The 13648-nt window shown below is 52.0% G+C and carries 13 protein-coding genes; 4 read left to right on the forward strand and 9 right to left on the reverse strand.

Going from position 1 to position 13648, the window contains the following annotated elements:
• Positions 1-70: 70 nt before the first annotated feature.
• Positions 71-871: a 2-amino-3,7-dideoxy-D-threo-hept-6-ulosonate synthase gene (locus U5L07_02890; GenBank protein MDZ7830678.1), complete on the reverse strand. Its 801-nt coding sequence runs from the start codon at positions 869-871 to the stop codon at positions 71-73.
• A gap of 253 nt (positions 872-1124) precedes the next feature.
• On the opposite strand from U5L07_02890, the gene U5L07_02895 reads away from it, so the two are divergent.
• Positions 1125-1448: a hypothetical protein gene (locus U5L07_02895; GenBank protein MDZ7830679.1), complete on the forward strand. Its 324-nt coding sequence runs from the start codon at positions 1125-1127 to the stop codon at positions 1446-1448.
• A 103-nt stretch (positions 1449-1551) separates the two neighbouring features.
• On the opposite strand, the gene U5L07_02900 is transcribed toward U5L07_02895, so the two are convergent.
• Genes U5L07_02900 through U5L07_02915 form a run of 4 tightly spaced genes read right to left on the reverse strand, consistent with a single transcriptional unit; the run spans position 1552 to position 4365 of the window.
• A complete protein-coding gene (locus U5L07_02900) occupies positions 1552-2214 on the reverse strand; it encodes a histidinol phosphate phosphatase domain-containing protein (GenBank protein ID MDZ7830680.1) in 663 nt (220 codons plus the stop codon).
• Positions 2215-2217: 3 nt separating this feature from the next.
• Positions 2218-2715: a bifunctional nuclease family protein gene (locus tag U5L07_02905; protein MDZ7830681.1), complete on the reverse strand. Its 498-nt coding sequence runs from the start codon at positions 2713-2715 to the stop codon at positions 2218-2220.
• Positions 2705-4135, reverse strand: coding sequence for a tRNA (N6-isopentenyl adenosine(37)-C2)-methylthiotransferase MiaB (miaB, locus tag U5L07_02910; protein MDZ7830682.1), 1431 nt, complete (start codon positions 4133-4135; stop codon positions 2705-2707). Before miaB ends, U5L07_02905 begins: the two co-directional genes overlap by 11 nt.
• Positions 4132-4365 carry a DUF4911 domain-containing protein gene (locus tag U5L07_02915; protein ID MDZ7830683.1) on the reverse strand — a complete coding sequence of 78 codons (234 nt, stop codon included), beginning with the start codon at positions 4363-4365 and terminating at the stop codon, positions 4132-4134. Before U5L07_02915 ends, miaB begins: the two co-directional genes overlap by 4 nt.
• A gap of 449 nt (positions 4366-4814) precedes the next feature.
• On the opposite strand from U5L07_02915, the gene recJ reads away from it, so the two are divergent.
• The 3 genes from recJ (at position 4815) to U5L07_02930 (ending at position 8094) form a co-directional block, all read left to right on the forward strand.
• Positions 4815-6539, forward strand: coding sequence for a single-stranded-DNA-specific exonuclease RecJ (gene recJ, locus U5L07_02920; GenBank protein ID MDZ7830684.1), 1725 nt, complete (start codon positions 4815-4817; stop codon positions 6537-6539).
• A gap of 103 nt (positions 6540-6642) precedes the next feature.
• Entirely contained in the window at positions 6643-7065 is a 423-nt protein-coding gene (locus U5L07_02925; protein MDZ7830685.1) for a hypothetical protein, read from the forward strand.
• Between the two features lie 3 nt (positions 7066-7068).
• Positions 7069-8094 (forward strand): ribonuclease Z, encoded by a 1026-nt coding sequence (locus U5L07_02930; protein MDZ7830686.1) that lies wholly within the window; start codon positions 7069-7071, stop codon positions 8092-8094.
• Positions 8095-8126: 32 nt separating this feature from the next.
• Here U5L07_02930 and U5L07_02935 read toward each other — a convergent pair whose 3' ends face one another.
• From U5L07_02935 to U5L07_02950, 4 genes are all read right to left on the reverse strand, one after another.
• Positions 8127-8744: a TetR/AcrR family transcriptional regulator gene (locus tag U5L07_02935; GenBank protein MDZ7830687.1), complete on the reverse strand. Its 618-nt coding sequence runs from the start codon at positions 8742-8744 to the stop codon at positions 8127-8129.
• Between the two features lie 539 nt (positions 8745-9283).
• Complete coding sequence (locus U5L07_02940) at positions 9284-9685, reverse strand: iron-sulfur cluster assembly scaffold protein (protein MDZ7830688.1); 402 nt, start codon at positions 9683-9685, stop codon at positions 9284-9286.
• Between the two features lie 328 nt (positions 9686-10013).
• On the reverse strand, positions 10014-11564 hold the full coding sequence (locus tag U5L07_02945) for a DUF3369 domain-containing protein (protein MDZ7830689.1): 1551 nt from the start codon (positions 11562-11564) through the stop codon (positions 10014-10016).
• Positions 11561-13639: a sensor histidine kinase gene (locus tag U5L07_02950; protein ID MDZ7830690.1), complete on the reverse strand. Its 2079-nt coding sequence runs from the start codon at positions 13637-13639 to the stop codon at positions 11561-11563. Before U5L07_02950 ends, U5L07_02945 begins: the two co-directional genes overlap by 4 nt.
• Between the last annotated feature and the right edge of the window lie 9 nt (positions 13640-13648).

A 13648-nucleotide genomic window follows, 5' to 3' on the forward strand; every position in this document is an offset into this window, starting at 1 on the left:
TTGAATTTTCCTTTTGCTTTGCTTAATTCCAGAAATCCCCTAAATCCCACTAAATCCCCCTTTCTGCGGTTCATCCCTCAAGCATTTTCAATGCGTCCTCTACCGTCCCGTTTTCAAAAACGACATGCGCCATGGCGCGGACCATTTTGGTGGGATCATCATGCTGGAATACGTTTCTGCCGATGGAGACGCCGGCGCCACCGGCTTCAAGCGAGCCCTTCACCATCTCGAGGATATCCTTGTCAGAGTCCATTTTCGCGCCCCCGGCAATCACCACCGGAACGGTACAGCCGTCCACCACTTCCCGGAAGCTCTCCGGTGATCCGGTGTATGAGACCTTCACCAAATCCGCGCCCATTTCACAGCCAAGCCGTGCCGCATGTTTTACCACAGAAACATCATATTCATCCTTAATTTTTTCACCCCGCGGATAAACCATGGCCAGCAGCGGAAGCCCCCAGGTTCTGGCCTCATAGCTGACCCGGCCGAAATCTTTCAACATCTCGCTCTCCTGGCTGTCCCCGATGTTTACGTGGATGGATACTGCATCCGCGCCAAGCTTTAAGGCCTCCTCCACTGTACAGACAAGGGCCTTGGAGTGTGGCGTGGGGGACAGGCTGGTTGAAGCGGATAAATGGATGATCAGGCCGATGTCGCCCCCGCGTTTTCTGTGACCGGCCCCGACCAGTCCCTTATGTTCGACGATGGCTGTTGCTCCGCCTTCGGCAATACTGCCAACCGTGGTCTTAATGTCGCTGATTCCGTAAATCGGGCCCACAGTTACCCCGTGATCCAGGGGCACAATCAGGGTTCTGCCGGAATTGCGATCAACCACCCGTTCCATGCGGATTTGTTTGCCAAGAATCGTCATTGTCAGTCTCCTTTCGTTTTGTTTGGGTTAGAACTAAAAAGGCCGGGGAGCAGGTTCTGCCCTCCGGCCTTTTTAAAACAAAAAAGCCGCGGGCAGTTTGGGTCTGCCCGCGGCTTCTGTATTTTTGCTATGTTGATAAAATCCTAATGCCCAGGCAGACCCGTCCCGTAAAAATAATAGTAATAATAGCTAAAAAACCAGAACCGAATTTGTTTGGATCTACTGTGCATTATTTTGTCGTCTAAATAAAAGTATGGTTATTGTTTTTGAAAATTTCCCTCATCCCGCCCTTCTCCCAGGGGAAGAAGGGGAAGTGAATGTTTCGACCAACTTGACGAATCAATCCCTGCTTGTCAAGCATTTTTTTGGCATTTTTTTTGGCTTCTCAAAAGCGGCTTATGCCGTTCTTACGATATTTTTGCAGAAAGCAACGCAAAAAGGCACTCAAAATCCGTCAATACTGTCATTTCGAGCGTCAGCGAGAAATCTTTCCAGGCATTTGGCGGATGCGCTGTCGCTTATCCGCCCTACTGATTCGTCCCGCTCTCGCGGGGCTGAATACGATGAAGCTCCTTAGAAACCTGAAACCTGAACCCTGAAACCTTTAATTTTACCCCTAATACCTAATACCCAAAACCTAATACCCGTTAAGTTACATAGAAGCCCGTTAATTCTTATGCCTATACCTGGCGGCCGAAATGATCGGCCGGGAGAAAAGCAGCAGCGTTTTTCTGCATTTCCACGAAATCCTCTTCCCCCAGTCCGGCCCCGGCCGCCACCCGGCGGGCCATATTTGAATCAATCAGATCCCCGGGCGCATGCGCATCCGTATTAATCACCATTTTAGCGCCGAGATCCTTTGCCAATCCAGCCACATGCCCGTTGGTCAGGCAATGGCCCTTGCGGGCGGAAATCTCTATCAACACCCCATGCTCACGGGCGGCCATCATACATTCTTCGCTGATTAAGCCGGGATGGGCCAGCACATCCACCCCCGCCTTGACGGCCGCATGATTGGTCCCCGGCGCCACGGGTTCGGCGATGGTTTCCCCGTGCGCGATCACTATCTTTGCGCCCAGTTCACGGGACTTGGTCACAATTTCGGCATACAGGTCGGGCGGCACATGGGTAATCTCGATGCCGGGGATCACGTGAATGCGCATCACCCGGTTCAGGATTTCAGCGACCCCCAGAACCCGGGGAATGATAAAATCAATATTGGAAAAATCACCGTGATCAGTGATCCCGATGGCGGTCAAGCCCTTATGCTCGGCCCTTCTCGCCAGTTCCGAAGGGATCAGGGCGCCGTCGCTGAAAATGGAGTGGGCGTGCAGATCAATCATATATCAAACTTTATACTTGCCGAAATCATCCGGGGAGAGGTTTTTGAGATATTCTTCCCACTCTTTGCCCTGTTCGCTGTCATCCAGGCTTTCATACTCGCCGTCCTTGACTTTCAGCCGCTCGACCACCCGCTCATCAACAAATATGGCGCTTTTCAGCCGAAGCGCCAGGGCAATGGCGTCGCTGGGCCTTGCATCCATGATGAACTCTTCGTCCCCGGCGACGCAGTAAATCTTGGCAAAAAAGGTATTGTCCTTTAGATCACAGACCTCTATTTTGGGAACCGTCACATTGAGTTTTTCAATGAAATTCTTGAACAGGTCATGGGTCATCGGGCGATCAAAGGAAATATCCTGCAGCACCGATGCGATGGAAGCGGCTTCCAGCAGGCCAATCCAGATGGGGATGGAAAAATCCTTATTAACCGCGTTCAGCAGAAGAATCGGGGCATTGGATGACGGGTCCATGGCCAGACCGCCAACAGACACCTCATGCAACATATACATACCCTCCTTTGGTTTGAGGCTCGGCAGATGCCGTCTCAGCCGGAATCCCCCAGAGTGAATTGGAAAATGCCTTTTCAATCTTAATACTTATAATCTGTCCTTTTAAATCCCGGATGTCAAGGCTGCAATCGGTATTCCGGTAAAAGTTGACGATTCGGTTGCCCGATGTCCGGCCGGTCAATTCAAGCGGCGCCTGAGCGTCTTTGTCGGTTAGCTTTTGCTGCCGCTTGCTCTCCCCTTCAATCAACACTTCAACGGTTTTTCCCACCATGGCCTGCTGTTTCTTTCGGGAGATCGTCTCCTGCAGGGCAAAGAGTTCACGCAGCCGGCGGTTTTTCTCATCCGGGGCCACCTTGTGCTTGAAGTGGCGGGCCGGCGCATCCGGCCGATCCGAATATTCAAAGGCAAACAGGCTGTCGTATTCAACCTGCTCAATCAAATCAAGCGTCTGCTTGAAATCCTGTTCGGTCTCGCCCGGAAACCCGGCAATAATATCCGTGGTAACGGCCATATCCGGCGCTGCCGCCCTGAGACGGCGGACTTTATCCAGGTATTCATCTGCCGTATATTTCCGGTTCATCTTTTTTAAGATCCGGTCAGAGCCGGACTGGACCGGCAAATGGATGTGGCGGCATAATTTTTCAAGCCGGGCAAACGCGGCAATCAGCTCATCCGATAAATCCTTGGGGTGGGAGGTGACAAACCGGATGCGTCTCAAACCGCTTATGGCATTTACTTTTTCAAGGAGCTCCGGAAAGGCGCACAGGCCCTCTTTTTTGCCGTAGGAGTTGACATTCTGGCCCAGGAGGGTCACCTCTTTCATGCCGGATTTGACCAGGGCCCTGATTTCCGAAACAATATCATCCGGATGCCGGTTGATCTCAGGGCCGCGCACATAGGGCACCACGCAGTAGGTGCAGTAATTGTCGCAGCCCCGCATGATGGTCACAAATTCGGAAATATCCGTCTGGTGATGCGCAAGCAGCATCTCCGTATCGGTTTTTTCAAGGCTCTCGGTCATTTCCGTCTCAACCAGCGGGCCGCCGCCGGCTGAAACTTGTTCCAGCATGGCCGGCAGGCGCGGAAAGGCGTGGGTGCCCACCACAATATCGACATACGGAAACCGCTCGATAATTTTTCTGCCCAGCTGCTGGGCCACGCAGCCGGCCACCACGATCCGGGCCCCCGGGTTTCTGCTTTTAAGCCCGGAAAACCGGCCGATAAAGGAGGCCATTTTCTGAACCGCCTTTTCCCGGATGGCGCAGGTGTTGACAATAATTACATCCGCCGCCTCCGGCGCCCCGGTTTCCTCAAACCCCCGGGCATTTAAAATCGCCATCATCTGCCCGGAATCGTAAACATTCATCTGGCAGCCGATGGTGTTGATATGAACTTTTTGACCATATTCAATCAATTGATATGCTCCATCAAATATTCTTTCCGCAAATCATTTAATACCGCGTCCACCTCAGCTTCGCATCCGGGTGCGACATATAGGGCAATTAAGGCCGCATGGGGATCAATGGTTTCCATCTGGGCGATACCGTCATAGGCTTCGAAGATAAACTTGATATAGCACACCGCCTTTCGGTCCACCCGGAATAACTGCCGGCTGGTGGATTCAAATGTTTTGTTTTCCTGCATCGTAATTATTTACCATTGCGCCTGAGGGCTGAGCAATAAAAAATAAGGTTTTTGGTGGATGCGCTGCCGCTTATCCACCCTACGGAATCTACGGAATCTAACCGCAAAGCCCATAACCGCGGTCCTGTTAACGGATCGATAGTCGGCACGGTGGCCGACTCTACGACGCATGTCGCCGTAGGGCAGGCCACCGTGCCTGCCTAAAAAAAGACAGAACAAATTTACCGTGAAGGTTTTTGGTGGATGCGCTGCCGCTTATCCACCCTACGAAACTGCCGCTTATCCACCCTACGGAATTACGAAACTCAATTGAGGAAAAAATAAGGTTTTTGGTGGATGCGCTGCCGCTTATCCACCCTACGAAATCCTGCCAGGCAATAGCAAACAGACTGCTGCCGGCGCCGGAAAAACCATTGTCTGTGCACTGATCATAGGGTATACAACGGCATATGGAAAAACGCATTCACCTGATGAGCCCTGATGAAAACCTGATCCGGCAGGTCCGGCAAAAGGCCCGCTGCCATCCGGTGACCGCGGCGGTACTTGCCAACCGAAACATTACAGACGAAGCCGCCATCCGGGAGTTCTTTAATCCCACGTTCCAATCCATTCCCAACGGATTCTCCATGGCCGATATGACGCCCGCCGTTAATCGCATCGCCCGCGCCATCTGCCACAGCGAAAAAATTCTGGTCTTTGGCGACTATGATGTGGACGGCATCACCGCCACCACCCTGCTCCATGAATTTTTGACAGCCTGCGGCGCATGGGTTTCCTGGTATATCCCGCATCGCGTGGATGAGGGCTATGGCCTGAAAACGGATCACATTCATGACGCGGCCGCCAAAAACCATATTGATCTCATTATAACGGTCGACTGCGGCTCCGGCAGCGGAGACGCCGTTATCGAAGCCAATCGCCGGGGAATTGACGTTATCATTACGGATCATCACGCCATTTCAGATCCCATGCCCCCGGCGGCCGCGGTGGTGAACCCCTGCCGCTGCGACTGCACCGCAGGAACCGACTGCCTGGCCGGGGTAGGCGTGGCCTTTCTGCTGCTGGTCTGTCTGCGAAAGCACCTTCGCGATATCAATTACTGGACGGACCATGAAGAGCCCAATCTGAAGGCCCTGTGTGATCTGGTGGCCCTGGGCACGATCGCCGACATCGTTCCCCTGGTCAATGAAAACCGGGTGCTGACAAAAATCGGGCTTGAAGTGATAAACACCCGCCCCAGGCCCGGCATCCAGGCCCTGATCGAAGTCAGCGGGCTGGGCAAAAACTTTATTTCCGCCGAAGATATCGCCTTTCGCCTCGCCCCGCGCTTAAATGCCGCAGGCCGCATGGATCATGCCAAACTGGCTGTGAAACTACTTCAGGAAAAAACCCCTGAGACCGCCCGGGAACTCGCCGAAACCGTCCATCATCTGAATACCCGGCGGCAAAACATTGAAAACCAGATTTTTAAGCGCATCTGCATGTACCTTGAGGAAAAGCCTGAACTGCTTGCCAGAAAATCCATGGTGCTTGCCAGTGATGACTGGCATGAAGGGATCCTGGGCATCGTGGCCTCGCGCCTGGCCAGAATTTACTGGCGGCCGGTGGCGCTTCTCTCGTTTAAGAATGGGGTGGGCAAAGGCTCGGCCCGGAGCATTCCGGCTGTTGATCTGTATCAGGCCATTTCTGAATGCGCACCCTGCCTGGATAAATTCGGCGGACACCCCATGGCCGCGGGCTTGAGCCTCAAAACCGAGAGCCTGGAAGAATTCAGGGCGGCCTTTGAATCTGCGGTATCCGCAATGGCCGGACCGGCGGATTTTGAGCCCTATGTCCATATTGACGGCATCCTCTCCCTTGACCGGATTTGCGAGCAGCTCATCAATGAACTCGAGTCCCTTCAGCCTTTTGGGCCGGAAAACGAAGAGCCCCTTTTCTGCGCCAAAGATGTGGCGGTGGTAAACGCCCGGCCGGTTGGCCAGGGGCATCTGCGGCTCATTTTAAAACAGCAGACAGCCAGACCCCATAGACCCATTGATGCGATCTGGTTTAATGTGCCGCCGGCATATCAGGATGCCCGGTTTTTTACGCAGATTGTCTACAAACTCAAATGGAATTACTGGAACGGGGACCGCCGGATGCAGATGATCATTGAACAGGCCTCGTTTGATTAAACCCCGGACGCCGGAGTTTTCCCTTGAAATCCTCTTGTTTAAGGACTATGATGCAAATCCGAAAATAACCATGAATCCAATTACGATATAGAGGGCAACGATCATGTCAAAGCGATTCCGTCCCAGCAATCACGGAGAAGCAAAACTGATCTCAAAGATTGAATCTTCAAAGGAATATGAACGCAGACGGGCCATCCATCTGGTTGGCGACCGGCTGGAGACCCTAAGCAATGAGATCTCCATGAAGCTGGTGGAAAATGATCTGGTGGAAACCAGCAGCAAGAATTCACTGCAGGAACAAATCGCCTACTGCCTGGAAAAACTGATCCACGCGGACGATTTTGATATCGACTACCAGATCGCGCCGGTCCGGCACATTGTCTCCAACCCGCATGTGGTCAGTCTCTATGTGACGGCGTTTGTGATTGAAAAGCTGATCAACCACAAGGATGTTGTTGATATCTACGGCTCAGACGAGGAAATTTATAACTGCATCAACCGGCAGGTAGCCAAACAGCTCGCGTAACGCATGCCCCCGTTTGTCTCCCCATGGCTTGTCAATGCGCCATCCGGTGATCCGGGCCTGTTTGTGCCCTTCTTATACGATCGATTTGCCTATCTTTTCGACATGGGCGATATCCGCCCCCTCTCATCCCGAAACCTGCTGAAAATCAGTCATGTATTCGTAAGCCACACCCACATGGACCATTTTATCGGGTTCGATGCCCTGCTCCGCATCATTCTGGGCCGGGAAAAAACGCTTCACCTGTTCGGGCCGGCGGGATTTCTGGCCAATGTGGAGGGAAAACTCTCCGGATATGCCTGGAACCTGGTCAACAATTACAGCAACTCGCTTGTTCTGAAAGCCACGGAGCTGACGGATATGTACCGGATCACCCGCACGTTTTCCTGCCCGCATCAGTTTCAGTCAGTGGCCGAGGATGTGCGCCAGAGCACCGATATGCCGGCGGTTTTATATCAGGATGCCGGGCATAAGGTAACTGCCGCGATCCTGGACCACGGCCTGCCCTGTCTCGGATTTTCGCTTGAAGAGCATTTCCGGATCAATATTCGAAAGGATGCCCTGAATCGCCTCGGCCTGCAGGCCGGTCCCTGGCTGTATGCGCTTAAACAGGCCATATACAATCAGGAAGCACCGGATACGCCCATCTCTGTGCCGACAGATCAAAATAACGGTGAGGAGCAGATTTTTCGACTGGGGGATCTAACGGATGAACTGGCAATAATCAGCAAAGGACAGAAAATCAGCTATATCGCGGATGCGGCCTATACCCCGGCAAACCTCTCAAAAATCCGAAAACTGGCAATGCAATCGGATCACCTGTTTATCGAGGCACCTTTTCTTGATGCGGACCAGGCGCATGCCACGCGGAAAAACCATTTAACCGCCCGCCAAGCCGGTGAAATCGCCGGTCTGGCAAATGCCCGGCGGTTTACCCTGTTTCATTTCTCACCGCGGTATACAGCAGCCGCAAGTGAATTTTATGCAGAGGCAAATACAGCCTATGAAGCGGCGGCGGCAAAGCAGACATAATGCCAGGGCTGGACTGGAGACGTATCAGCTGATCAGGCTTTTTCCAGCGCATCAATTGCGCTCTGATGCATGATCAACAAGGCCAGCTTGTGCATGGCCCGGCGTTTTTCATCGGCCGTGCGGCCGGGATAATTCCGGAAGGTCAGCACCACGCCGGCAAGGGATGCAAAAAATGCCTGGGTGTTAAGCCGCAGATTCTCTGCGCCTTCCATCTGCTTTAACACATTTTCAAACATTTTTAAGAAATAACGCTGCACCCCGTTGAACTTTTTCAGGGCCTGGGGATTGAGTTCCCCGCGAATCATGAAATGGCACATCATCTGGAATGTCGCCTCATTGTCAATCAGATAATCAACCACCGCAATGCCCAGATCCTCAACGCTCTCCCCCTTATCGACCCGCTCCTGCAGGCGCTGTTCAATGTGATTGATGTCCTGGATCAGAGCTTCCACAAACAGGTCATCCCGGCTCGGAAAATAACGATAAATGGAAGCTGCGGAAACCCCGGCTTTGACGGCGATATCGCGCATGCCGATGTCATGAAACGATTTTTCCTCAAAAAGCTCCATGGCCGCTTTAATAATAAGCTGCTTTCTTACCTCCCTTTCATCTTCCCGTAACTGTTTGAAAGTCGATTTATCAGACGGCATTCTTCCCACATCCTCCAAATAAAAGTTTTTCAGGCAGGCACGGTGGCCTGCCCTACGCAAGGGTCGGCCACCGCGCCGACCGTTCTTTGTTCTGTTTTTCTGGCAGGCACAGTGGCCTGCCCTACGCATTTTCTGGCAGGCACGGTGGCCTGCCCTGCGCAAGAGGAAGACCCGCCCGTCGTAGGGTCGGCCACCGTGCCGACCATTCGGGCTTAAAATATGGTAATGTATCAGACTGTATGCAAATTGTTAATTCTTTATCAAAGTTTTGTATAATAAACAATGTTTTTTCAATTGACACGTATCAACGGGATGCAACGCAACAAAGATATTGGATTCCCAACGAACTAAATAATATATGTTGTAATTCCAAAGTCTTTTGCCACTGTCATTCCGAGGAACGATAGTGACGAGGAATCTTGTTGTAAAGATTTCTCGCTGTCGCTCGGAATGACAGTATGGACGAATTTTCAGGGCCCTTTGAGCTACTTTCTGCAAAAATCCCGTAGCGGCGAAAGAAACCACTTTTTGTAAAGCCATCAAAGATTGACGGCTTTCTTATTGTAATCCGCCAGGGCCTGATAAAGGGCCCCGACCGCCAACTCGGCACAGTGGTAGTGATCTTTTGGCAGGGTCTCCAGATAATCGGCGATCATTTCCGGCGTCACCGCCCATGCCGTGTCGATATCCTTTTTTTCAGCCAGCTCGATAAGCGCATTGGTGCAGGCATTGGTATTGACGCAGCCGTTTACTTGATAGGTGATTTCCTCAATCATGCCCTTATCGACGATTAGGAATATTTCTACGGTATCCCCGCAGTCACCGGTCCGGATACCGTATCCGTCCGGATGCTCGAGCCGCCCCTCTTTATCCCTTCGAAAGGCCATTTCCAAATACTGCACGGAATGGTCCTGCCAAAAATTGAATGCGTTATCTTCCATTCGGTCCCAATTTTTCTATATCTAAGCTTTGAACTACTCAATGTCATTAACTTTAGCATTCCGCCCCTGTCATTTCGAGGAACGACAGTGACGAGAAATCTTAAAATCATGCAATGACAAGATTTCTCGCTGCCGCTCGAAATGACAACCGAGCCGATTCTCGCTCTTAAGTTAATGGCATTGGTTAATTACTATTTAATAATCTAATCTGAATCGAGCGATTTTCAAGTTTGCCGCAGGTACAAGGAAAATGATGTCGAGCTATAGGGACCTATGCGAGACATCATTTGACGCCGTAGATGCGGTGAAATTGGAAATCGCAAAGGTTTTAATCCGGATAGCGGTTGTTGATTGCCTCAAATTCATCCACGCTTTTTAAGAAAATATCCACCAGCTGCGGATCAAAACGGCGCCCCCGCTGGTCTCGAATAAGCGCTACGACTTTATCGATATGCCACTTCTCCTTGTATACGCGCCAGTGCGTCAATGAGTCAAACACATCAGCCAGACCGGTGATCCGGCCGAAGATATGAATCGCTTCACCCTTAAGGCCGTTGGGGTAGCCGGTGCCGTCCCAGTGCTCATGGTGCTGCTGGGCCACAATCGCCGAAGCCTTCATAATTCGGCGATCTGAGCTTTTAAAAATATCATACCCGATGGTGCTGTGATGCTTGATCTCTTCAAATTCCTCGTGCGTCAGGCGGCCGGGCTTGAAAAGGATTTCATCTGATACGGCCACCTTGCCCACGTCATGCATCGGCGCCACAAGCCGCAGCAGATCAGCGTCATCCCGGCTCAAGCCAGCCTTTAATGCCAGAAGATAGCAGAATATGGCAACCCGGTGCGCATGCTTGCCGGTTTCCTTTGATCGATTTTCAAGCACCTCGCCCAGTCTCAGCAGCATTTCCTTGTGCGTATCCACGATTTCTCTATTCAACAGCAGGTTATCAAACGCCACCGCCACGTTATTAGAAAAGATCCGGACCAAATCCCGATCCATTTTGCTCAGATGGCCGCAGTTTCTTAGGAACAGCAGATGTTTTTTTCCGCTTTTGGTTTCAAAATAGCCTACGTAAACATCGTCCACGAACAGGCTTTCATTTCTGTCAATGGCCATCTGCAGATAATTCAGCACATCTTTGGAAAAAATCCGGCTCACATACTGATCCACGGCATGTTCATACTTACCCGTGCCGGCGAGCACCAAAAAATCATTTTTCTCCTTGAATGCGCTGAAGCCTGAAAACTCAATATACACCGCGCTTTCATCCAGGCGCAAAATGGAGATCAGCTGCGTCAGCACGCCCTGGGCAAATGCCTTAAGCGACTTATGCTCAAAGAGCTTGCCGGTGGAGTGAATGATCTGCTCCAGGCCGTTTCGGTTTTTCTCAATAATCCGCAAATCCCGGTGTGCCCTAAGCGCAGAGGTGATGGTGGTGAAAAGCTTCTGAACGGTTAACTCGGTTTTCTCTTTGTATTCATTGATATCATAGTTGATAATCACATCTTTTTCCGGCGCCTTGCCCGGCTGACCGGTCCGCAGAATAATGCGGACAAAATGATTTTCAAGCTCACGCCGTATATGGCGCACCACCTGCAGGCCGGAGTCATCGGTTTCCATCACCACATCGAGAAGAATGATCGCCGTATCCGGGTGGGCGGCGATTAACGCCTTGGTTTCTTCGCCGGAGTAGGCGCTTAAAAACTTAAGCGGTCGGCCTTCAAACTCGTAGTCATCAAGCACCAGTCGGGTAATGTTGTGCACATCCGGATCATCGTCGGCAATAATAATTTTCCAGGGCGCCGGCCCGCCTTGTGATGCATTGTGCCGCCGGGTCTCGGACCGTTGGCCGCTGCTGGTATGGACGCGCTCCGTCATTTCGCTTCCTCGCACTCCTCCAAGGGAATCATAATACTAATATTTATACCATTGCCGGGTTCGCTTTGACAAGCAATCTCTCCGCCCAGGCTCTGGGTGACGAGGTTGTAGACGATATGCATGCCCAGGCCCGTCCCCCCCTGACTCCGCCGGGTGGTGAAAAACGGTTCAAACATCTGGTCAAGGGTTTCTTTCGGCATCCCCCGGCCGTTGTCCTGATACCCGAGATAGAGGCGGCCATCCACCCTTCGGACGCTGATGTCAATCCGGCCCTTTTCCATGCCATCAAAGCCATGATTCAGCGAATTCATGACCAGATTGGTAATAATCCGGGAAAATACGCCGGGATAGGAATTTATCTCAATATCTTCATCACAGTTTACGGCGATGGTGTGGCTGGTGCGTTTAAACTTGGGGTGCAGGCTCAAAAGGATTTCATCCAGATAGGCCTTGATATGAAACCACCGCCGGCTGTCGGCGGACTGATCCACTGCCACCTGTTTAAAGCTCTGGATCAGCTCCGCGGCGCGTTTTAAGTTGTTTAGGATGGTATGCGAGATTTCTCCGGCGCTTTTTAGAAACTTCTCCAGGGATTGATCGCTCAGGCGGCCCTCATCGATCTGCTTTTGCATCTCCTGGGTCTTTTCCGCCAAAAACGAGGCCCCGGTGACCGTCACCCCGATGGGGGTGTTGATTTCATGGGCCACGCCCGCGACGAGCCCGCCCAGGGAAGCCATTTTCTCGGTCTGCACCAGTTGATCCTGAGTTTTTTTAAGATGCGCCATAGAGGCTTTAAGCTCCTGGTTGGCAGCCTCCAGCTCCGTGGTGCGCTCCCGCACCAACTCCTCCAGCTCATGCTTGTGACGGGAAAGCTCCGCATTCATTGCCTTCATCCGGTCGCCGATGCCGAGCGACAGCAGCAGAACCACCAGGCAGGAGCCAAGCTGGTGACTCGCATCGGTTAAAATGTTGCTGGGCAGAAATCCATAGGATTTGGCGGAAATCATCAGCACCCCCACAATAAACACGAGCCAGGCCAGTATAAAGAATCCCGCTTCCCGCTGGCGCCTGAACAGCTGCACTATCCCGGTTGTGATGATGGCGATTGCGCAGACAGCTGCAAATAATACGCTAACCTGCGTAGCATAGTAATAATCCACCCAAGGCGCCGCAAAAGCCAGCATCGCCCCGCATGCCATCAGGATGACGAGTATTCGGTCAAAGTTAACCGCCTTATATCCGGTTAAAAGGAACCTTCGGCTAAACATCAAAACCGTAAGTCCGCCCAATAACACCATCATCGGATGGCAGATGCTTGCCCACCAGGTCGCATTCGGCCACAGGAGCTGAAACGCATGGCCGTTATGCGCCATGGTGAAAAGGGTGATTGTCAGGGTAAACAGCACCAGATACAGGTAGCTGGTCTCCCGAATGAACAGGAAGATAAAAAAATTATAAATCCCCAGGGCGAGCATAATGCCGTAATAAAGCCACATCAGGGAAAGATCATGGGTCTTTTTGGTTTCAAAGGCCGCCTGGGACCAGGCGTTTAACGGCAGCACGATGGAGCCCTGGGAGGCAAGCCGGATATAGCATTCGTGCGTGCCGGGCGGCGTGTCTACCGGAAAGACGATGGTCCGGAAAGCAATGGGCCGCACATGAAACGGCCGGTGATCCCCGCTTTTAAAGTGAAGCCCCGTATCCGGCATGAAAAAGTCGATATAATCAACCACCGGATAGTCATACTCAAGCATCCAGGTAATTGACCGGCTGGCGGGATTTTCCACCGTAAACCGGAACCAGAAGGCGGCCCGGGAATAACCGAAGCTGCTTTTCGCCCCGTCTCCGGGAAGCGGCTGCCATTTTCGGGCGGGCGCTGTAACTTCATCAATCGAGCGCTGCCCGGTTTCATCCACCAGGTATTCCACCTGATTCATCAGATGGGCGTGATTAAATCCATCATGAATAACCAAAGGCTTTGCCGCCCATAACATCTGCGAAGCGGCTGACAACTCTGCGCCGATTAAAACAGCTATTAGCAGCAAAGCCTTTGAAATAAATTGATGACGCCGCATCGTTTATTT

Source organism: Desulfobacterales bacterium, assembly GCA_034520365.1.
Lineage (GTDB): Bacteria > Desulfobacterota > Desulfobacteria > Desulfobacterales > Desulfosalsimonadaceae > M55B175.